The organism is Candidatus Karelsulcia muelleri PSPU (assembly GCF_000829155.1).
GTDB lineage: Bacteria > Bacteroidota > Bacteroidia > Flavobacteriales > Blattabacteriaceae > Karelsulcia > Karelsulcia muelleri_A.
Window position 1 is genome coordinate 1 of record NZ_AP013293.1, and the last position, 21,434, is coordinate 21,434.

Genomic DNA, 21,434 nt, shown 5'->3' on the forward strand with positions numbered 1-21,434 from the left:
ATGTTTAATAAAACAAAAGTTTTTTTTGAAGACTTTAAGAAAAAAAAATTTAAAGAAACTTGGGTTTATCAAACACAATTATTTAATAATATAATTAATATTAAATTATATAATAGATTAAATAAAAACAAAATAAAAATTGTACCTAATTATTTATTATTTGTAGAACACAACCATGTTTATACTTTAGGTAAAAGAGGATCATATAAAAATTTATTATTTAATAAAAAAAAAAAATCAATTTTAAAAATTGATAGAGGAGGAGATATTACTTATCATGGTCCTGGTCAATTAGTTTGTTATCCGATATTTGATCTTACTAATTTTGACTTAGATATATATAAATATTTACGTTTTCTTGAAGAGGTTATAATAAAGCTTATATATAATTATGGTATTAAAGGATATAGAATATCTAATAAAACAGGGGTATGGGTAAATAATAAAAATAAAATATGTGCAATTGGAATTAGAATAAGTAGATTTGTTACAATGCATGGTTTAGCGTTAAATGTAAATACAGATTTAAGTTATTTTAATAATATTATTCCATGTGGAATTAAAAATAAAGGTGTTACATCAATAAATGTAGAAACAAGATATATAATATATATGTATGAAGTAAAATTACTTTTAAAAAAAAATTTAATATATTTTTTTAAAATAAAATTTATTTAATTATATCCTAATATATGTATTTAAAGCAGTTACAATACCAACATTAAAAATAATTTAATATACAATTATGCTAAAAAAGCATGGGTTTTTATATGCATAATTTATATTTTAAAATTAATTATAGATATTTCACCCAATATTGGGTGAAATATCTATAATAAAATTAATGTATTGTATATATTATATAATATTATCTAATATAGAAATAGTTATGGAAACTAAATTTAATAAATTTTTAATTAATATTTTAATATTATTTATAATAATATCTTTTTTTTTTAAAAAAAAATCAAAATTAGAAAATTTTGAAAATGTATTTCTTACAAATAAATTAATTAAAAATGAGTATTTTAAAAAAAAAAAAAATAAAGATAAAGAAGTAATAATAGAAAATAATGTACTAAAATTAAGTATATCTACGATAGGTGGTAATATTAAAAATCTTTTTTTAAAAAAATATAAAAATTATCATAATAATGATGAAAATCTCTATCTTATTAAAGATAATAGCTCTTTATTTGGTTTAGAATTTACCAATAAATCTTGTAAAAAATTCAATACTTATGAAGTAGAATTTATTCCTAAAATAAAAGAAGATGAATTTAAATATACTATTAATATGCAGGCTAAATTAGATAATAATGTATATATTTCTTATGTATATGTTATTTATAAAAATAATAATTATAATATAGATTTTTATATCAGAACTAAAGGATTCTCTGATTTGTTATCAACTAATTTAGAATGGAATCAAAAATTATTAAGGCTTGAAAAAGACCCCAAAATAGAAAATAATTATAATCAAATTTTTTATAGTATTAATAAATTTAAAAAAAAAATAAATTTTTTAAATCCAAAAAAATCTCTTCATAAGAAAGCTAAAAATCTATATTGGATTGCTAATAAACAACAATTTTTTGTATCAATTTTATTGTTTAAAAAACCCTTAAAAGACAAAAAAATAATTTTTTTTTTAAAAAATGAAAATTTGAATTCAATAAATAAAAGATCTAATTTAAAAATTAAAATAATAAATAAAAATAATAAAGAATTGAATTTATCAAATAAATGGTATTTTGGTCCATTAGATTATAATATACTTAAAAAAAATAAATATGGTTTTGAAAATCTAATTCAATTTGGAGGTGTAGTTGGAAAATATATAAATAGGTATGTTTTTTTCTATCTATTTTCTATTTTAGAAAAAACTAATTTGAATTATGGATTAATAATCATTTTAATGACCATTATTGTAAAATTAATAATTCTTCCAATTACTTATAATCAATATAAATTGAATTCAATAATTGAAATGTTTCGTACATCATTTGATGATATCAATCATTATAAATTGACAAATAAACAATCTCTAATTAAATTAGATAAAAAAATTTTAATGAATAGTATATTATATGCTATAATACAAATACCTATATTTTATTCATTATTTCATTTTTTTCCAACATTAATAAATTTAAGAGGTAAAAGTTTTTTATGGATTGATAATTTAACATATTATGATTCTATTTTAAATTTCAAATTTAAGATTCCAATATATGGAAATCATATAAGTTTATTGACTATATTATATTCAATATCATTATTAATTTTGAGAAAAATTAATAATAGTAAATATCAAACAAATAATAATTCAATTTATATTATGTCTATAATAATTTTATTATTTATTAATAATTATTCTTCTGGTCTTTATTTATATTATTTAATTTCTAATATAATTAATATTATTATATATATTTATTATAAAAAAAATCTATAAATTCGTCGATATAAGAATATTCTTTTTCAATACTAAATTTTAAATTTTTTACTTTTATTTTATTTTTTTTTATTTCTTTTTTACCTATTAAAAATACAAAAGTAATTTTTTTTTTATTAGCATATTTTAATTGTTTTTTTATTTTTATATTATCTGGATATAATTCTGAAGAGATTCCATTTTTTCTTAATTCAAGTATTAATTTATAAGAATAAATAGATTCATTATAACCAAAATTAATAAAAATTACGTCTAAATATTTAAACAAAAATTTATTAAATAAATTCATTTCTAACATAGAAATATAAATTCTATCTAATCCAAAAGATATTCCAATACCAGATAATTTTTTTTTTAATCCAAAAATTTTTGTTAAATTATCGTATCTACCTCCTCCAGAGAGAGATAATATATTATTTTCTGTTAAAACTTCAAATATTATTCCTGTATAATAATTTAATCCACGTGCTAAATTAGTTTTAAAAATTAATTTCGATGATTTTAATTTAAAATTTTTTATTATTTTAAATATAAATTTAATTTCATTTATAAAATGAAAACATTTTTTTAATGGTAAAAAAAAATGATATATTTTTAATATATTTTTTTCTTCTTTAAAAATCCAAAAAATTTTTTTAAGTAAATATTTAGAAATTCCTATTTTAATTAATTTTTTAAAAATTTTTTTTGATCCTATTTTTTCCCATTTATCTAAAATTTTAGTAAATTCTATAAATTTTTTATTTATACCTAAAAAATATGATAATTGTTTAAGAATTTCTATATGATTAAATTTAATTATAACAGGTAAATTTAATTCATAAAAAATTTTATCATAAAGTAAGATAAGTTCTATTTCTTGCCAAATTGATTTGGATCCGATTGAATCTACATCACATTGATAAAATTCCCTAAATCTTCCTTTTTGTGGTTTTTCTGCCCGCCAAACAGGTTGTATTTGATATCTTTTAAAAGGAAATAAAATTTTATTTTTATTCATTACCACATATCTAGCCAAAGGAACTGTTAAATCATATCTTAAAGCTTTTTTAAAAATTTTTTTTTTATTCGATAATAAAGAATAATTTAAAATTATTCCTGAATTAATAATTTTAAAAATCAATTTTTCTCCTTCTTCTCCATACTTTCTTTTAAGAATAGATATATTTTCAATAGAAGTTGTTTCTATTGGAGAAAAACCAAATAATTCAAAATTTTTTTTTATAATATATATGATATAATTTCTTTTTCTAATTTCATTAGTAGAAAAATCTCTAGTACCATATGGTATACTTATATTAGACATAATTTTTTTATTGTAAAGTTTTATTTATATTATTATAATAATATTTATTTCATATATGAATTTTAAAAAAGTATATGATCATAAAAAAATAGAAAATAAAATTTATAAATATTGGATTTATAAAAATTATTTTTCATCTTTTACAGAAAAAAAAAAATCATATACTATAATAATGCCTCCACCTAATATTACTGGTATATTACATATGGGGCATATTCTTAATAATACAATACAAGATATTTTAATACGTTATGCTAGAATGAAAGGATACAATGCATGTTGGGTTCCAGGTACAGATCATGCTTCTATTGCTACTGAAGCAAAAATAGTTTCTCATTTAAAAAAAAAAAATATTTTTAAAGAAAAAATAGGTAAAAAAAAATTTTTAAATTATGGATGGAAATGGAAAAATAAATATGAAAAAATTATTATTAATCAAATAAAAAAATTAGGATGTTCTTGTGATTGGAATAGAAAAAAATTTTCAATGGATAGTATCATTAATGAATCTGTAACAAAAATTTTTGTTAAACTTTATAAAGAAGGAAAAATATATAGAAATTATAGTCTTGTTAATTGGGATCCAGATGCTGGAACTACAATATCAAATGAAGAAATAATTTATAAAAAATATAATGGAAAATTATATTATATAAAATATAAAATTGAAGGAGAAAAAAAATTTTTAACAGTAGCTACTACAAGGCCAGAAACTATACTAGCAGATACGGCAATTTGCATAAATCCAAAAGATAAAAGATATTTTAATATAAAAAAAAAAAAAGTTATAAATCCTTTATGTTCAAAATTAATTCCTATTATTGAAGATGATTACGTTGATATGAATTTTGGGACAGGATGTTTAAAAATAACTCCTGCTCATGATTTAAATGATAAATTAATTGCAGATAGGCATAAAATATCAGTTATTAATATTTTTGATGATAGAGCTGTTATAAATCATAATGGATTAAATTTTTGTGGAAAAGATAGATTTAAAGCTAGAAAAGAAATTATTGAATTACTTAAAAAAGAAAAAAAAATATTAAAAATTGATAAATATATATATAATATAGGTATATCTGAACGTACAAAATCTATTATTGAACCAAAATTATCATTACAATGGTTTGTAAAAATTAAAGATTTTATTACTCCCACTTTATTTTATATAAATAATAAAAATATTAATCTTTATCCAAAGAATATAAAAAATATTTTTAATCATTGGCTTTCTAATATTCATGATTGGAATATATCACGTCAACTTTGGTGGGGACATAGGTTACCTGTTTATTATTATAATGAGAATAATGAAGATTTTGTTGTATCTGAAACAATTGAAGAAGCTTTAAAAGAAGCACGTATAAAAAGTAACAATAAGATTTTATCTTATAAAAATCTTAGACAAGAAAAGGATGTTTTAGATACTTGGTTTTCCTCTTGGTTATGGCCAATATCTGTATTTGATGGAATTAGGTATCCTAATAATAATGAAATTAAATATTATTATCCTACTCAAGATTTAATTACTGCTCCTGATATTTTATTTTTTTGGGTCATTCGTATGATAATGTTAGGACATTATATAATGGAAACTGAACCTTTTAAAAATATATATTTTACTGGAATTGTTAAAGATAAAAAAAAAAAAAAAATGTCTAAATCTTTAGGTAATTCACCGGATCCTATTGATTTAATATATAAATATGGAGCTGATGCTGTTCGTGTTGGTATTTTATTAAGTTCTAATGTAGGAATAGATTTAATATTTGATAACAATTTTTGTTTAAAAGGACGTAATTTAGCTAATAAAATTTGGAATGCATTTCTATTAATAAATAGTATAAAATCAGAAAATGTTTTAAAAATGAAATATTCTGATGAATTAACCATAAAATGGTTTGATAATAAAATTAATAAATCTTTATCTAAAATAGAATTTTCTATAAAAAATTATAGAATTTCTGAATCATTTTTAATAATATATAAATTATTTTGGAATGATTTTTGTTCATATTATTTAGAATTAATAAAATATAACTCAAAAATTTTAAATAAAAAAATAATAAATAAAACTATTTTTTTTTTTAAAAAAATATTAAAATTATTTCATCCTTATATGCCTTTTATAACAGAATATATATGGCAATTTTTTAAAAAAAATGAAAAGGATTTAATTATTACCAACTGGCCAAAACATTATATTTATAATAATTTTTTTATTAAAAAATTTAAAAAATCTCTTTTTTTTATAAGATTTTTACGTAAATTGCGTGTAATTAATAATATTTATAATAAAAAAAACTTAATTTTAATAGTTTTATCTGAAAATAAAGACTTTTTATATTATTCTTTAATTTTAAAATTAGGAAATATAAGCTATATACAATTTTTTAAAAAAAAACCTAAAAAATATTTTTCTTTTATATTTGAAATGAAAGAGTTTTTTTTAAAAAAAAAATTAAAGAATTCTTCTTTAGAAGAAGTAAAAAAAAAAATTTTTTTTTATAAAATTTTTTTATTAAAAATAAATAATAAAATTTCTCATAATAAATTTTTAAAAAAGGCTACATTAAATATAATAAAAAAAGAAAAAAAAAAACAATTAGATTGTATTAAAAATATTTTTTTTTTAAAAAAAAAAAAAAATATTTATTTATATAAAACTTAATTTTTTTAAAAAAAATGAAATTTATATCCTCTAGTAATGATCTTTTAAAATCATTAAAATCTATTTATAATGTTATAAACATTAATAACAAATCACCTATTTTAGAAACTTTTCTTTTTAAAATTAAAAAAAAAAATTTATTAAATATAACCGTTTCTGATTTAGAAATAACGATGATAACTCAAATAAAAATTAATTCAATTAATTTTGGCAGTGCTGCAATTCCTTATAAAATTTTAATAGAAATTTTAAAAAAAATTCCTGAACAACCTTTAACTTTTATTAAAGAAATTGATAATAAATTAAAAATAATATCTCAAAACGGGGAATATAATATATCTATATCTTCTTCAGAAGAATATCCAAAATATTCTAAATTAGAAAAGACAGATTCTTTTTTTATATCGGAAAAAAAATTATTAAAAATAATAAATTATACTTTATTTGCAGTAGGAAATGATGATATACGTCCAGTTATAAATGGTGTATATTTTGAAATAAATTATAATATTTCAAGTTTTATATCAACAGATACTAATTTATTAGTAAAATATTCTATAAAAGAAATTTTTTCTAAAAAAAAAATTTTTTTTATTATTCCTAAAAAACCATTAAATTTATTAAAGAATAATTTAAATTATACAGATAAATCTGTTTTAATAGAATATAATAAATATAATACATCTTTTTTATTTCAAAATAAAAAACTTATATGTACTCTTATAAATGGAAATTATCCAAATTATTTATCTATTATTAATAATAAATATAATAAAATATTAATTATAAATAAAAATTATTTTCTTAATTCTATTAAACGTGTTATATTATTTTCAAATTTATTAACATATCAAATTATTTTAAATTTTTCTAAAAGTAAATCTAAAATTTCATCATGGGATATAAATTCTAATAATAAAGCATTTGAATATTTATTTTGTCATTATGAAGGAGATCCTATAGAAATAGGATTTAATTCAAAATATTTAATAGAAATATTATCAAATATTAATTGTGATGATATAAAATTGGAAATGTTCAATAATAACACTTCTTGTAGATTGACACCTATTATTAATTTATCTAAAAAAGAAGAAATATTAATATTAATAATGCCTATTTTTATTAAATAAAAATAAAATGAAAATATCTTATAATTGTTTAAAACAATATATTTCTACTGAAGTGGAAATTGAAAATATTTGTAATATTTTAACTGATATAGGGATTAATGTTGAAAATTTTTTTTCTTTCAAAAAAGATTATTTAATAGAATTAAATCTCCCCCCTAATAGGGGAGATATTATTAGTCATTATGGAATAGCTAGAGATTTAAATATTGCTTTAAAATTTAGAGGATTTAAATCTAAAATGAGAAAATTACCATCTGTTTTTCTTTTTAAGAAAGATTTTGATATAAAAAATATTAATTTTTTTATTAAAAATTATAAAAAATGTCTAAGATATACATATACGACTATATGTAATATTAATGTTTTTGATTCACCTAAATGGTTAAAAAATTATTTATCTAATAGAGGTTATAACTCTATAAATAATCTATTAGATATAGAACATTTTATAATGTCTGAATTAGGTCAACCTATAAAAATATTTGATTTAGATAAAATAATAAATTTTTCTCTAAAAATAGAAAAATTTAAAAAAAAAATTAAAATAGATAAAAAAAAAATTTTATCTGAAAAAAATTTGATTTTATTAAATAATAAAAATACTATTTCCTTAGCAGGACTATTAATGAATAAATATTTTATTGTGAATAATAAGACAAAAAATATTTTTATTGAAAGTGCAGATTATTCATCAGAATATATATATAAAACTGCAAAAAAATATCATATAAAAAATGATTCATCTATAAGATTTGAAAGAGGAATAGATACTAATTTTATTATTTATGCTTTAAAAAGAGCTGCATTATTAATAAAAAAAATATCTGGGGGGAAAATAACATCAGATGTTATAGATTTATCCCCCCAAAAAAAAAATAATATAGAAATATTTTTACGTTATAAAATAATAAAATATATTATTGGTTATAATATAAATATAAAAAAAATAAAAAAAATTTTATTTCTTTTAGAAATATATATTTTATTTGAAAATTTAAATGGGTTAAAAATTAAAATACCGTTTTATAGAAAAGATATAACTAGGGAAATTGATGTTATTGAAGAAATATTAAGAATATATGGATATAATAATTTTATAAAAAAAAAAAAAATAAATCAAAATTATATTATAAATAATAATCTAAAAATAGAAAATATTATTTCTAATCAATTAAATTCACATGGATTTTATGAAACTTTAAATATTTCTTTAAATAAAAAAAGATATAGAAAATATTATTCTAATAATAGATATAAGAAAATAAATATATTAAATTCTTATAATCAAAATTTATCTATTTTAAGGTTTAGTCTTTTATTTGGTTTACTTGAAAATATTTCCTATAATTTAAATAGAAATAAAAACAAAATAAAATTATTTGAATGGGGGAAAAAATATCTTTTTTTAAAAAAAAATATTATAGAAAATAATACTCTTGGTTTAATTTTTTATGATGAAAAAAAAAAAGATGATAATTATAATTTATTTTTTAAATTTAAAGGAATTATAGAACAAATAATAAGAAGATGTGGAATGATTATTTATCATCAAAATTTTTATAAAAATAATTTTTTAGAAAATGGATTATCATTTTTTTATAAAAAAAAAATTTTTTGTGTTATTGGATATGTTAAAAACAAAATTTTAATAGAATTTGAAATTTATAAAAAAATTTTATATGCAGATATAAATTGGGATATAATTAATATTATTATTAATAATAATTATTATTATAAAAAAATATATAAAAAAAAAGATAATTTTAATAGAGATATAAGAGATATCTCTTTACTTATAGATAAAAATATTTCTTTTGAAGAAATAAAAAATATTTCTTTTTCTTTAGAAAAAGAAAATTTAAAAAAAATTGTTTTATTAGATGAATATAAATCTACAAATTTACCTTTTGGTAAAAAATCTTATACTCTAAGTTTTTATTTTAAAAAAAAAACTTATAAGATTGAAAATCTTATTCATAACCTAAAAACAGAATTTAAAAAAAAAATAAAAGCTAAAATAAGATAATATATGTTTTATAATTTAAATTATATATATGAAAATATTAAAAAACCCATATTATGGGATATATTTTGGTGATAAATTTTATAAAAAATTAAAAAAAAAAAAAAAATCAATAAAAATTATTTTAGTAGATTCTTTAACAAAAAAATATTGTTTACATTATTTTTTATATAAAACAGATTTTTTTAAAAAAAAAAAAATTATAAAAATCTCCTCAGGAGAGAAAAAAAAAAATATTGAAACTTGTCAAATTATTTGGAAAAAATTAATAAAAATGAATGCAGATAGAAATAGTCTATTTCTAAATTTAGGAGGAGGAGTAATAACAGATATGGGAGCATTTGCTTGTTCAGTCTTTAAAAGAGGAATAAATTTTATTAATATCCCTACTACTCTTCTTAGTATGATAGATGCTTCTATAGGTGGAAAAACAGGTATTAATTTTTTTTCATTAAAAAATGAAATTGGATTATTTAATTTTCCTAAACAAATTATTATTGATAATAATTTGTTAAAAACATTATCATTTCCTGAAATGAAATCAGGTTTATCAGAAATAATAAAATATGGATTAATATCAGATATTAATTTATGGAATTTTTTAAAAAAAAGTATTTTTTTTAAAAAAAAAATAAAATATGATAATAATATTATATATCAATCTATAAAAATAAAAAATTCTATAATAGATAAAGATCCTATAGAAAAAGGATTAAGAAAAATTTTAAATTTTGGTCATACTATTGGACATGCAATAGAAAGTTATTTTATTTTTAATTTAAAAAAAAAAATTTCCCATGGACATAGTATAGCTATAGGTATGATATGTGAATCTTGGATTTCATATAAAATGAATATGATAAAAAAAAAAGAATTTAAAGAAATATATAATGTTTTATCAAAAATCTATTCTAAAATAGAAATATATAATAAAGATATAGAAAAAATAATATATTTTATTAAACATGATAAAAAAAATGAAAATAAAAAAATTAAATTTTCTTTAATTAAAAAATTAGGATATTGTTTATCTAATATTGAAGTAGATAATGAATTAATAAAAAACAGTATAAAAAATAGTAAAATAATTAATTTAATTTAAAAAAAAATGAAAGAAAAAGAAAAAATTATTACAATAAATATTGAGGATGAAATGAAATCTTCATATATAGATTATTCGATGTCTGTTATTGTTTCAAGAGCTCTACCTGATGTAAGAGATGGATTAAAACCTGTACATAGACGTGTTTTATATGGTATGTATGAACAAGGAGCGCGTTTTAGTAAAAATTATAGAAAATCTGCTCGTATTGTGGGAAATGTTTTAGGAAAATATCATCCTCATGGGGATAGTTCAGTATATGATGCTATAGTACGTATGGCCCAAAGTTGGTCTTTACGTTATATTTTAATAGATGGTCAAGGTAATTTTGGTTCTATAGATAAGGATCCTCCTGCCGCTATGAGATATACTGAAATTAAACTTAAAAACATATCTGAAGATATGTTACTGGATATTGAAAAAGAAACAGTAGATATGAAACTTAATTTTGATGATTCTTGTAAAGAACCGTTAGTTCTACCAACATGTATACCTAATTTATTAATTAATGGATCTTCAGGTATAGCTGTTGGAATGGCCACTAATATGCCTCCTCATAATATTGTTGAATCTATAGAAGCTATTTGTTCTTATATAGATAAACAAAAAATTTCTATAGAAGAACTTATGAAGTATATAAAAGCTCCTGATTTTCCAACAGGTGGAATTATATATGGATATGAAGGTGTAAAAAAGTATTTTTTAACAGGACGAGGAAAAATCTTTTTAAGATCAAAAGTTCATTTTGAAGAAAAAAATAACCGTATTTGTCTTATTGTTGATGAAATTCCTTATAAAATAAATAAAGAAGAATTAATAAATAAAACATTAAAATTAGTTAAAGAAGGAAAATTAGAAGGACTTTCTCATATTAGAGATGAATCTGATAGAAATGGAATGAGAATTGTTTATAATATAAAACAAAATGTTGATAAACAAAGATTATTAAAGAATCTTTTTAAAGAAACTTCTTTAGAAACTTCATTTAATGTTAATAATCTAGCATTAGTTAATGGAAAACCAACTATACTTAATTTAAAAGATTTAATAAAACATTTTGTAAATCATAGACATGATGTAATTATTCGTAGAACAAAATATGATTTAAATAAAGCTAAAAATAGAGCTCATATAATAGAAGGTTTTTATATAGTTTTAAAAAATTTAGAAACTGTAATTGAATTAATTAAATCTTCTAAAGATAGAAATGATGCCAAAAAAAAAATTTTAATTAAATATAATTTATCCGAAATACAAGTTCAATCAATTTTAGAATTAAAGTTAAATTCTCTTACTAAATTAGAAAATAAAAAAATAAAAGAAGAATATATACATATAAGAAAAAAAATTTCTTTTTTTAAAAAAATTATATCTAATAAATTATTACAAAAGAAAATAATAAAAAAAGAATTAAATATAGTAAAAAAAAAATATGGAGATTTAAGACGTACAGAAATAAATTATTTAGGTTTAGAAAATGAAGTATATAACAATAAATTTGTTATTACAATAACAAAGACTGGATATATTAAAAAAAATAATTTAAATAAATATAAAATTAAAAATATAGGAGGAATTGAAAATTTATTTACTTATAAATGTAAAAAAAATAATTTAGAAAAAATTATAATTGCAAAAAATTATCAAGATATACTTTTTTTTTCTGAAAATGGAAAATACTTTTTGTTAAAAGTCTTTAAAATACCAGAAGTATTAAAAAAATCAAAAGGTCAAGCTATACAAAATCTTCTTAAGATAAATAAAAAAGAAAAAATATGTTCTTCAATTTTAATTGAAAAAAATAAGGATAAAAAATATCTTAATAAGAATTCTGTTATTTTGATTACAAAAAATGGTATAATAAAAAAACAAACACTTATACAATATTACAAAAAAAAAAAAAAATTAATTAAAATTATAAACAAAGATTATCTTATTGATGCTAAATTAACTAGTGAAATATTAATTGCTTCCAAAAGTGGAAAAATAATTAAATTTGATGAATCAACAATTACAAATATTCCATTAAAGTCAAAAAGTGTAACTTTATCAAAAAATGATGATAAAATCATAGACATAATTTGTCTTAATGATTTAAAAAAAATATATATATTAGGAGTGTCTGAAAAAGTATTTGTAAAAATATCAAATTTACGATATAAAAGTATTTGTAAAGGTCTTAAAAAAATTAATGTAACTCATAAAACTGTATTTTTAGTTGCTATTAAAAATGTAATTAATAAAAATGATATAATTATAATTAATAAATATGGGTTAACTTTTCGTATTCCAGTATCAAAATTTTTTCTAAGAGGCCGAATAAAGTTAAAATATTATGATAAAATAACATATGTAGCTAAAGTAGAGTATGATAATAGTTTAAATATTTTAATTACGGAACGATAACATTAAAAAATGTTAATTATATTAACTTTATTAATAAATTATAATATATATGTCTTATAAGACAAAAAAACAAATTTTTTTTTTATTAGAAGATATAAAAAATTTAAATAAAAATGAAAAATTATCAATTTTTGATTGGAAATCTTATGAACTTGGTTTAACTAAAAAAGAACAAAAAGAAAGACAAAAAATTGAAAAATTTTATAATGATACTATTACAAGAATAAATGAATATTATGTATATAATGGAAAAATTATTAAAATAATTGATAGAAATGTTGTTATAGATATTGGATTTAAAGCTGAAGGAATAATATTATTAAATGAATTTCGTGAATATAAAAAAAAAACTAAAGTTAATGATATAATTGAAGTAATTGTAGAAAAAATTGATTATAAAGGACAATGTATAATTTCTTATAATAAAGCAAAAAAAATAATCTACTGGGAAAGTATACAGAAATCATTTATTAAAAATGAAAAAATAATATTTTTTGTTATAGCTCGTACAAAAGGAGGTTTAATAGTAATTTTATTTGGAATTGAATGTTTTTTACCAGGATCACAAATAGATATAAAACCTGTAAAAGATTTTGATTTTTTTGTAGGAAAAATAATTGAAGGAAAAGTCGTAAAAATAAATAATAAAACTAAAAATGTGGTTGTTTCACATAAAATTTTAATAGAAAAAAAACTTGAAAAAAGTAAAAAAAAATTAATTTCTATATTAGAAAAAGGTCAAGTTTTAAGAGGAATAGTAAAAAATTTAACCCATTATGGTAGTTTTATAGATGTAGGTGGTGGAATAGATGGATTATGTCATATTACAGATATAAGTTGGGAAAGAATAGAACATCCTTCAGAAAAATTAGAAATTGGTCAAATAATGAATTTTGTAATTTTATCAATTGATAATACAAAAAATAGACTTCAACTTGGGTTAAAACAATTACAGTCTCATCCTTGGAATTCTTTAGAAAAAAAAATAAAAACAGGTGAAATAGTTAAAGGAACAGTAACGGTTATTACAGATTATGGAGCTTTTGTTGAGATTTTTCCAGGTGTAGAAGGATTAGTACATGTATCTGAAATGTCTTGGGCTCAACAATTAAGATCAGCACAAGATTTTGTAAAAATTGGAGATAAAATAAAAGTATTAATATTAAATTACTCTAATTCAGAAAAAAAAATGTCTTTAAGTATGAAAAGACTTACACATGATCCATGGGAAAATATAGAAAACAAATATAAATTAGGATCAATCCATATTGGTACTGTTAAAAGATTTAACAAAATTGGCGTTCGTTTAGAATTAGAAGCAGGAATAGAAGGGTTATTATACACTTCTGATATATCATGGATAAAAAAACTAAAAAAGTCTTCGGAGATATATAAAAAAGGAGATTTAGTTAAAGTAATTGTGTTAGGTTTAGATGTAATTACACGTAGACTTAATTTAGGTTGTAAACAATTAATACAAAATCCTTGGGAAAAAATTAAAAAAGAATCGACTCTAGGTAGTATCAAGACTGGAAAAATTATAAAAATTTTAAAAAAAGGAGTTATAGTTAAATTTAATAAGATAATTATAGGAGCTTTTGCTCCTATTCGTTTTTTTAAAACTTTAAAGTTAATAAAAAATAAAATAAATTTAATAGAATTTAAAAAATTAGAATATAATAAAAAATTAAAAATAATTTATGTTTCTAATCCAGAAATAATTAGAAAAAAAGAAAAATTTTCTATATGAATATTCCCCATACTAATTTAACCAGAGTCGTCATTATTGGATCCGGATTTGGGGGTTTACAAGTAGCCATTAAACTTAATAAAAAATTATTTCAAATTGTTTTAATAGATAAAAATAATTATCATACATTTCAACCTCTTTTATATCAAGTAGCTACATTTGGGCTGGAACCGGATGCCATAGCAAAATCAATAAGAACTATTATAAATAAATATGATAATTTTTTTTTACGTTTAGCTAAAGTCTATTTTATTAATAAAATAAATAAAATTCTTTATTCCAATATGGGGGAATTATATTATGATTATTTAATTATAGCTACTGGATCTAAAACAAATTTTTTTGGTAAAAAAAAAATTGAAAAATATTCATTTCCTATGAAAAATATTGGAGAAGCTTTAAATTTACGTAATTGTATATTACATAATTTTGAAGATGCTTTATCCATAAAAAAAAAAATAAATTTTGTTATTGTTGGTGGAGGTCCAACAGGAGTTGAGTTAGCAGGATCATTAGCAGAATTAAAACATTACATCTTACCGAGAGATTATCCAGAATTAGATTTGTCTAAAATTAAAATTAATTTAATTCAAGCTACTGAAAAATTATTAGATGGAATGTCCAAATATTCTTCTAACATAGCCTTAAAATATATTAAGAAAATGGGGGTAAATGTTTGGTTAAATAATCCAGTCATAGATTTTGATGGAAAAAAAATTTTCACAAAAAAAGGCAAATTCAAATCATATAATGTCATTTGGGCTGCAGGTGTTAAAGGTGCTCTAATAAAGGGATTAGGAGAAAAATTTTTAGGAAATAATCGTCTTATAGTAGATGTATATAATCAAGTACAAGGAATTTATAATTTATTTGCAATAGGAGATGTTGCAATTATAAAAGGAGATGAAGAATATCCAAATGGTCATCCTATGGTTGCATTACCTGCTATTCAACAAGGAATTCATTTAGCCTTAAATTTTAATAGATTTTTGGTTAAAAAAAAAATAAAACCTTTCAAATTTAAAAATAAAGGTTCTATGGCAATTATATGTAGAAATAAAGCTGTATGTGATTTTTTCAATTTTCCATTAAGTGGATTTTATGCATGGATTATATGGATGTTTATACATTTAATTAAAATTGTAGGGTTTAGAAATAAATTATTAACATTAATAAATTGGATTACACAATATAAAAATTATAATAAAAGTATTAGTATTTTAATCCGTCCATCTGTTAAATATAACAAATTTATAAATTAAGAAAAAATTCTTTGTTATTTTTGGTATTAATTATACGAAATTTGATATATTCCATAGCTTCTACAGGAGTCATATCAGAAAAACGTTTTCTTAAAAGAAAAATTTGGTTTAATGTATTTTTATTTAATAATAATTCCTCTTTTCTTGTACTAGAAGCAATTAAGTCTATAGCTGGATAGATTCTTTTATTAGCAATTTTTCTATCTAATTGTAGTTCCATATTACCTGTTCCTTTAAATTCTTCAAATATTACTTCATCCATTTTTGATCCAGTTTCTATAATTGCTGTAGCAATTATAGATAGAGACCCACCATATTCAATATTTCTAGCTGCCCCAAAAAATCTTTTAGGTTTATGTAATGCGTTAGAATCAACTCCTCCTGATAAAACTTTTCCAGATGTAGGAGAAACAGTATTATATGCTCTAGCTAAACGTGTTATAGAATCTAATAATATTACTACATCATGCCCACATTCAACCATTCTTTTTGCTTTTTGTAAAACGAGATTAGCCACTTTTACATGTTTTTCTGCTGGTTCATCAAAAGTTGATGATACTACTTCACCATTTACGTTTCTTTGCATATCTGTAACTTCTTCTGGTCTTTCATCTATTAAAAGTATTAATAAGTATACTTCTGGATGATTATAAGCTATTGTATTGGCTATTTCTTTTAATAAAGTTGTTTTTCCAGTTTTAGGAGGTGCTACTATAATTCCTCTTTGTCCTTTTCCTATAGGAGCAAATAAATCTATAATTCTTGTAGAAATAGTTTTGTTTTTACCTGAAATTTTAAATTTTTTATTAGGAAATAATGGAGTTAAATCTTCAAAAGACTTTCTAAATTTTAAATAAGAAGGGAAACGTCCATTTACTTTAAAAATTCTTATTAAAGTAAAATATTTTTCTCCTTTTTTCGTAGGACGAACTTCTCCTATGATAGTATCACCAGTTTTCAATTTAAAAAGTCTTATTTGAGATGGTGATACGTAAATATCATCAGATGATGATAAATAATTAAAATAAGAAAATCTTAAAAATCCATAATTTTCAGGCATTTTTTCTAAAACTCCTTCACTAATTACAAGTCCTTCAAATTTATAATTTGGATTAATAAATTTATTATAATCATTTTTTTTATAAAAAACCCAATTATATTTTAAATTAAAAAACTTTTTTTGTTTATAAAAAAAAACTGATATTTTCAGTTAAAAAAACTAAAAAATCTTTTCTTTATAAGAACAATGATTCTATTTTTTTTAATAAAAAAAATATAATTCATATAAAATTAATAATAATATCATTTGGATGTAAATATAATACATTATTTAAATGTGAATTTTTTTTTATTTAAGATTATACATAATTAAAACAAAAGAAATATTAACTTTTATTTATAAAAAATCCTTATCATCATCAAAATGATTAAAATTGATAATTTTTTTTTAAAAAAAATAGAATCTATAAAAAAAAGATTTTCTGAATTATATTCTTTAATAATAAAACCTGATATTATACATAATAATAAAAATTATATTAAAATATATAAAGAATATAAAAATATAAATAAAATAATTAATTATTATAATAATTATAAAAAAAAGCTAAAAAATTTAAAAGAAATAGAAAATTTAATAAAATTAGATTCCGATAAAGAATTTTTAGAATTAGCTAATATTGATAAAAAATCTCAAATATTAGAATTAAAATTAATATTAAAAAAAATTAAAATTTTTTTTGAAAATAAAAATAATAATAAAAATGCTCTAATGGAATTAAGGGCAGGAACAGGAGGAGATGAAGCATGTATTTTTGTAGAAGATATATTTCGAATGTATACTATGTATTTTAAAGAATTATGTTGGAATTATGAAATATTAAACATGCAGCATGGTCCAATAAAAGGATATAAAGAAATAATATTAGAAATACAAGGTCAAAATGTATATGGAACATTAAAATTCGAATCAGGTGTACATAGAGTACAGAGAGTTCCATATACTGAATCACAAGGTAGATTACATACATCTGCAATAACAGTAGCTATTTTTCCAGAAGAAGATTCTAAAAAAAATATCAATCTAATTTTATCAGATATAAAAAGAGATACTTTTAGAGCAAGTGGGGCAGGAGGTCAACATGTTAATAAAACAGAATCTGCAATACGTTTAACTCATATACCTACTGGTATAATAGCAGAATGTCAAGAAGAACGTTCACAACATAAAAATTATGAAAAAGCAATTAAAGTTTTACGTGCTAGAATTTATCAATCAGAATTAAATAAAAAAAATGAAAAACTTTCTAAAGAAAGAAAAGATCTTATATCTACAGGTGATAGGTCTGCAAAAATAAGAACATATAATTATCCTCAAGGAAGAGTAACAGATCATCGTATAAATAAATCAATCTATAATTTAGATCATTTCATGAATGGTCAAATAAATGAAATGATAACAGCTCTTAAAATTCTTGAAAGAAATAATTAATTATATTATATGTTACATAAATTTTTAGGTTTTCTATTATTTTTCTTAATAAGTATATCTGGTTTTTGGTGTATAATATTTTTTGCAATTATTATTCCATATTGGATAATTCTTTATTTAGTAAAAAAAAAATTTAAATGAAATTTCTTATTTTTAAGTTCTTTTTATTCTCTCTTAGAAGGAGATTCTATCATTAAATCTTTTCCATCCTGACCTTTAGGGAATGCAATAAAATCACGTATATTCTCTTTGTAAGCAAAAACAGAAATTAATCTATCTAATCCAAAGGCAATTCCTCCATGGGGAGGAGCTCCATATTTAAAAGATTTTATTAAAAATCCAAATTCTTTTTCTATTTTTTTTTTAGAAAAACCTAAATGATTAAATATAATTTTTTGTATTTTATTATTATTAATACGTATTGATCCTCCACCAATTTCTTTTCCATTAATAACAAGATCATAAGATTTTGATTTAATTTTTTCGGGATTTTCTTTTAAAAATTTAATATCTATAATCTCTGGAGAGGTAAATGGATGATGTAAAGAATTATAACATGATTTTTCTTTATTCCATTTAAAATATGGAAAATTTATTATCCATAAAGGGGAAAATATTTTATTTTTTATTAAATTTAAACGTTTTGACATTTTTATACGAAATAAACCTAAGTTTTTTACTATTATATTTTTTTCACCTAATAATATTATTAATAAATCTCCACATTTTGAATTAATACGTTTAGCCCAATTTTTAATTAAATTAATATTAATTTCTATAGAAGATTTAAATTTCTCTTTTTTAAGATATTTTATCCAAATTAATTGTTTAATTTTTTTTTTTTTAAAAAAAAATAATATTTCTTCTATTATTTTATAATTAAAACAAACAGGAAGAGATATACCCATTATATATTCTTTTTGATTTGAAAAATCATTTAATTCAAATAATTTCATATCAAAACGTATATCAGGTTTATCTGAACCATATTTATTCATGGCTTCTTCGTATGTTAAAATTGGAAATTTATTTAAATTTATTCCTTTTATTTTTTTTAATAAAAAATGTATAAATTTTTCAAAAATATTTAATATATCATTTTCATCTACAAAAGACATTTCACAATCAATTTGTGTAAATTCAGGTTGACGATCTGATCTAAAATCTTCATCACGAAAACATTTAACAATTTGAAAATATTTATCTATACCCCCTATCATAAGTAATTGTTTAAATAATTGAGGAGATTGAGATAAAGAATAAAAAAAACCCGGTTTTTTTCTATAAGGAACATAAAAATTTCTTGCACCATCAGTTGTTGGATTAATAAGTATAGGAGTTTCTATTTCAAGAAAATTTTCTTTTAAAAAAAAATTTCTTATTTCTATATATAGATTATGACGAAGTATAATATTATTTTTAATAATATCTCTACGTATATCTAAATATCTATATTTCATTCTAATATCTTCATTTCCATCAGTGTTATTTTCAATTTGAAAAGGAGGTACCAAAGAATTATTTAATATTTTTAATTTTTTAACTAAAATTTCGATTTCTCCTGTAGGATTTTTAAAATTTTTTGAGAATCTTTCTATTACTTGACCTTCAACTTTAATAACAAATTCCCTTCCTAAATTATTTATTTTTTTTTTATTATTAAAATAATTAATTAAATTTAATTGTGTTATTCCATACATATCTCTTAGATCTATAAATATTATAGATCCTAAATTTCTAATTTTTTTAATCCATCCAGACATTATCACGTTTTTACCTACGTCTTTTAAACGTAATACTCCACAATTATTTGTTCTATACATAATTATATTATATTATTATTATATATAAATAAATAATAATTTTATGAAAAAAATAGCAATAATAAATGGCCCAAATTTAAATCTTTTAGGTAAAAGAGAACCAGAATTATATGGTAATAAAAAAATTGAAGAACATCTTTTGATTTTAAAAAAATCTATTAAGGCTAATATTTTTTTATATCAAAGTAATTATGAATGTGAAATTATTGATATATTACATTATATAGGTTTTGAATACCATGGTATTATAATTAATCCAGGTGCATATACTCATACTTCTCTTGCTATAGCAGATGCTATAAAATCTATATCTACTCCTGTAATTGAAGTTCATATTACAAATATATTTTGTAGAGAAAAAATTAGAAATAAATCATTGATTACAGAAGTATGCAAAGGCAGTATATTTGGATTGGGTTTAAAATCTTATGATTTAGGAATATTTAGTTTCCTTTATTAAAAATAAAATTTAATTTATTAATATAATTAATTATATTTATTTTATATTTTTTTTTTTTTATAGAGGTTTTAAAAAAACGATTTAAATAATTATATTTTTTATATATTTTTTTTTTATAAAAAAAAATATTTTTGTTTAAAACAAAATTACTAATTTTATCAATTTTAGTAAATATTATGCAAAAAAAAATTTTTTTTTTATAAAGCCATTTGATAAAATTTAAATCCTTTTTTTGAGGAGGTATTCTTATATCTATTAATTGAAATAAACATATTAAATTTTTTGTGTTTCTAATATAAAATTTAATAATTTTTAAAAAATTATTTTTCATTAATTTAGACCGTCTATAATATCCATATCCTGGTAAATCTACTATAATACATTTATTATTAATTAAATAATTATTTATTGATGTTGTTTTTCCTGGATAAGAAGATGTTTTAGCTAAATTTTTTTTATTTATAATTAAATTTATTAAACTAGATTTTCCCACATTTGAACGTCCTATAAAAGCATATTCTGGTAAACTATTGTTACACATTT

At 19.0% G+C, this 21,434-nt stretch carries 14 protein-coding genes and 1 pseudogene; 11 read left to right on the plus strand and 4 right to left on the minus strand.

Features of this window, described 5'->3' with window-relative positions:
• Nucleotides 1-678 carry a lipoyl(octanoyl) transferase LipB gene (gene lipB, locus SMPSPU_RS00005; RefSeq protein WP_041093667.1) on the plus strand — a complete coding sequence of 226 codons (678 nt, stop codon included), beginning with the start codon at nt 1-3 and terminating at the stop codon, nt 676-678.
• 166 nt (nt 679-844) lie between these two features.
• A complete protein-coding gene (gene yidC, locus SMPSPU_RS00010; protein ID WP_231850133.1) occupies nt 845-2,461 on the plus strand; it encodes a membrane protein insertase YidC in 1,617 nt (538 codons plus the stop codon).
• On the opposite strand, the gene hisS is transcribed toward yidC, so the two are convergent.
• Nucleotides 2,430-3,767, minus strand: a complete 1,338-nt coding sequence (gene hisS, locus SMPSPU_RS00015; protein ID WP_041093668.1) for a histidine--tRNA ligase — start codon at nt 3,765-3,767, stop codon at nt 2,430-2,432. The genes yidC and hisS overlap by 32 nt on opposite strands.
• 55 nt (nt 3,768-3,822) lie before the next feature.
• On the opposite strand from hisS, the gene SMPSPU_RS00020 reads away from it, so the two are divergent.
• Genes SMPSPU_RS00020 through SMPSPU_RS00050 form a run of 7 tightly spaced genes read left to right on the plus strand, consistent with a single transcriptional unit; the run spans nt 3,823 to nt 16,117 of the window.
• Nucleotides 3,823-6,441 (plus strand): valine--tRNA ligase, encoded by a 2,619-nt coding sequence (locus SMPSPU_RS00020; RefSeq protein ID WP_041093669.1) that lies wholly within the window; start codon nt 3,823-3,825, stop codon nt 6,439-6,441.
• Between the two features lie 14 nt (nt 6,442-6,455).
• The gene (gene dnaN / locus SMPSPU_RS00025; RefSeq protein ID WP_041093670.1) at nt 6,456-7,574 is read left to right on the plus strand and encodes a DNA polymerase III subunit beta; all 1,119 of its coding nucleotides are present in this window, start codon (nt 6,456-6,458) and stop codon (nt 7,572-7,574) included.
• Between the two features lie 7 nt (nt 7,575-7,581).
• A complete protein-coding gene (locus SMPSPU_RS00030) occupies nt 7,582-9,600 on the plus strand; it encodes a phenylalanine--tRNA ligase subunit beta (RefSeq protein ID WP_041093671.1) in 2,019 nt (672 codons plus the stop codon).
• A gap of 28 nt (nt 9,601-9,628) precedes the next feature.
• Complete coding sequence (aroB, locus tag SMPSPU_RS00035) at nt 9,629-10,699, plus strand: 3-dehydroquinate synthase (RefSeq protein WP_041093673.1); 1,071 nt, start codon at nt 9,629-9,631, stop codon at nt 10,697-10,699.
• A 6-nt stretch (nt 10,700-10,705) separates the two neighbouring features.
• Nucleotides 10,706-13,105: a DNA gyrase/topoisomerase IV subunit A gene (locus tag SMPSPU_RS00040; RefSeq protein WP_041093675.1), complete on the plus strand. Its 2,400-nt coding sequence runs from the start codon at nt 10,706-10,708 to the stop codon at nt 13,103-13,105.
• A gap of 49 nt (nt 13,106-13,154) precedes the next feature.
• On the plus strand, nt 13,155-14,855 hold the full coding sequence (locus tag SMPSPU_RS00045) for a S1 RNA-binding domain-containing protein (RefSeq protein ID WP_041093677.1): 1,701 nt from the start codon (nt 13,155-13,157) through the stop codon (nt 14,853-14,855).
• Nucleotides 14,852-16,117, plus strand: coding sequence for an NAD(P)/FAD-dependent oxidoreductase (locus SMPSPU_RS00050; RefSeq protein ID WP_041093679.1), 1,266 nt, complete (start codon nt 14,852-14,854; stop codon nt 16,115-16,117). Before SMPSPU_RS00045 ends, SMPSPU_RS00050 begins: the two co-directional genes overlap by 4 nt.
• On the opposite strand, the pseudogene rho reads toward SMPSPU_RS00050, so the two are convergent.
• Nucleotides 16,107-17,300, minus strand: a pseudogene (rho, locus tag SMPSPU_RS00055) (transcription termination factor Rho); the annotation flags it as partial. The gene SMPSPU_RS00050 and the pseudogene rho sit on opposite strands and share 11 nt — an antisense overlap.
• A 240-nt stretch (nt 17,301-17,540) precedes the next feature.
• On the opposite strand from rho, the gene prfA reads away from it, so the two are divergent.
• Nucleotides 17,541-18,608 carry a peptide chain release factor 1 gene (gene prfA, locus SMPSPU_RS00060; protein ID WP_041093683.1) on the plus strand — a complete coding sequence of 356 codons (1,068 nt, stop codon included), beginning with the start codon at nt 17,541-17,543 and terminating at the stop codon, nt 18,606-18,608.
• 164 nt (nt 18,609-18,772) lie between these two features.
• Here the strand turns inward: prfA and aspS are convergent, their stop codons facing one another.
• Entirely contained in the window at nt 18,773-20,431 is a 1,659-nt protein-coding gene (gene aspS / locus SMPSPU_RS00065) for an aspartate--tRNA ligase (RefSeq protein WP_041093685.1), read from the minus strand.
• Between the two features lie 43 nt (nt 20,432-20,474).
• Between aspS and SMPSPU_RS00070 the strand changes: the two genes are divergently transcribed.
• A complete protein-coding gene (locus tag SMPSPU_RS00070; RefSeq protein ID WP_041093687.1) occupies nt 20,475-20,891 on the plus strand; it encodes a type II 3-dehydroquinate dehydratase in 417 nt (138 codons plus the stop codon).
• Here the strand turns inward: SMPSPU_RS00070 and yihA are convergent.
• Nucleotides 20,875-21,432 carry a ribosome biogenesis GTP-binding protein YihA/YsxC gene (gene yihA, locus SMPSPU_RS00075; protein WP_075050666.1) on the minus strand — a complete coding sequence of 186 codons (558 nt, stop codon included), beginning with the start codon at nt 21,430-21,432 and terminating at the stop codon, nt 20,875-20,877. The two genes, SMPSPU_RS00070 and yihA, sit on opposite strands and share 17 nt — an antisense overlap.
• Nucleotides 21,433-21,434: the final 2 nt, after the last annotated feature.